Here is a 1231-nt window from a genome sequence, read left to right as displayed (position 1 = left end):
CTCGAACAAGCCTCTGCTTTCGTGGAGGAAAGCAGCTTCGTCGGCGGCGGAATAGAAGCGGCCTATGGCATTGAGGATGGCCGAGCCGAATTCGATCCAGGCGCGATGCCTGGCTCGCGCCAGCGGATCGGCAGGGTGCAACGGATTGGCTTCGGTCTCCTCGAGGAATTCGAGGATGACGGCGGATTCGAAAATCACCTCCTCCGAGTGGCCGTGCCGCACGCGGAGCAGAGGCACCTTGCCGAGCGGCGATATGGCTCTGAACCATTCCGGCTTGTCGGCAAGGTCGACATTGACCCGTTTGAGCGGCACGCCTTTCTCGGCGAGCGCAATCGCGGCGCGCTGGACGTAGGGGCAGAGGTGATGGCTGACGAGGGTGAGCCTTTCGGTCATCTCACTCTCCCCAGACATAGTTGAGCGCGCCATCGTCGACGCGGGTCGACAGGAACATCAGGCGCGAGCCTTTCGGCGCCGGTCCTTCGAGACGCTCGCCGCTTTCCATGTCGAATTTCGCGCCGTGCCATTGGCAGACAAGCGTGCCGTCCTTGCAGTCCAGCGGTCCGCCGAAATGCAGGCAGACATTGGCCGCGGCGCGGATGCGTTCGCCGCTGCGCCAGACATGGACCTCGCGACCGAAGAAGGGCGCGAAGGCTGCCGGCCTGCGGGATGTCGGCGATCTTGCAGATTTCATGTTTCATCAGAAAGTTCCTTGTTGATGCAATTGCATCTATATGGATGCAAATGCATCGATCGTCAAGCTTGATGCAGTTGCATCTATCGACTAGGCTGCGCCGATGACGAAGACGTCGCCATCGCCGGAAGCCATTGCAGCCTGGGCGCGCCTCGTGCGGGTCTCGCGCCAACTGGTCGAGAGGACCGAGGACGCGCTGAAGGCAAACGGCCTGCCGCCGCTCGCCTGGTATGACGTGCTGCACGAACTCGCCGAGGCGGGCGAGGGCGGGCTAAGGCCGTTCGAGCTGATCGATCGCGTGCTGCTGGCGCAGTACGGCGTCTCACGACTGCTGGCCCGGCTGGAGGCGGATGGCCTGGTCGAAAAGCTGCCCGTCTCCGACGATGGCCGCGGGCAGACCGTTCGCATCACGGCAAGCGGCCGGGAGATGCGCCGCCGCATCTGGGCGGTCTATGGCGCTTGCATCGCCGATCGAATGGACGGCAGGCTTTCAGCCCAGGACCTGAAGACCTTGGCCAGCCTGCTCGGACGGCTGCGCGA

The 1231-nt window shown here is 63.8% G+C and carries 3 protein-coding genes; 1 reads left to right on the top strand and 2 read right to left on the bottom strand.

Annotated features, from left to right (window positions below; genetic code table 11):
- Window positions 1–393, bottom strand: a 393-nt coding sequence (locus EOA28_RS36245) for a glutathione S-transferase family protein (RefSeq protein WP_245501688.1), incomplete at its 3' end; no start/stop codon positions are given.
- Between the two features lies 1 nt (window position 394).
- Window positions 395–691 (bottom strand): Rieske (2Fe-2S) protein, encoded by a 297-nt coding sequence (locus EOA28_RS36240; RefSeq protein WP_245463333.1) that lies wholly within the window; start codon window positions 689–691, stop codon window positions 395–397.
- A 103-nt stretch (window positions 692–794) separates the two neighbouring features.
- Between EOA28_RS36240 and EOA28_RS36235 the strand changes: the two genes are divergently transcribed.
- A partial coding sequence (locus EOA28_RS36235; protein WP_148671126.1) for a MarR family winged helix-turn-helix transcriptional regulator occupies window positions 795–1231 on the top strand: 437 nt, incomplete at its 3' end.

The organism is Mesorhizobium sp. M2A.F.Ca.ET.067.02.1.1, assembly GCF_004023285.1.
Lineage (GTDB): Bacteria > Pseudomonadota > Alphaproteobacteria > Rhizobiales > Rhizobiaceae > Mesorhizobium.
This window is presented reverse-complemented; position numbering and strand designations above follow the sequence as displayed.

Bases quoted from the DNA above. Each gene is read 5' to 3' on its own strand.
- EOA28_RS36240 (WP_245463333.1), bottom strand. From the start codon at position 691: ATGAAATCTGCAAGATCGCCGACATCCCGCAGGCCGGCAGCCTTCGCG.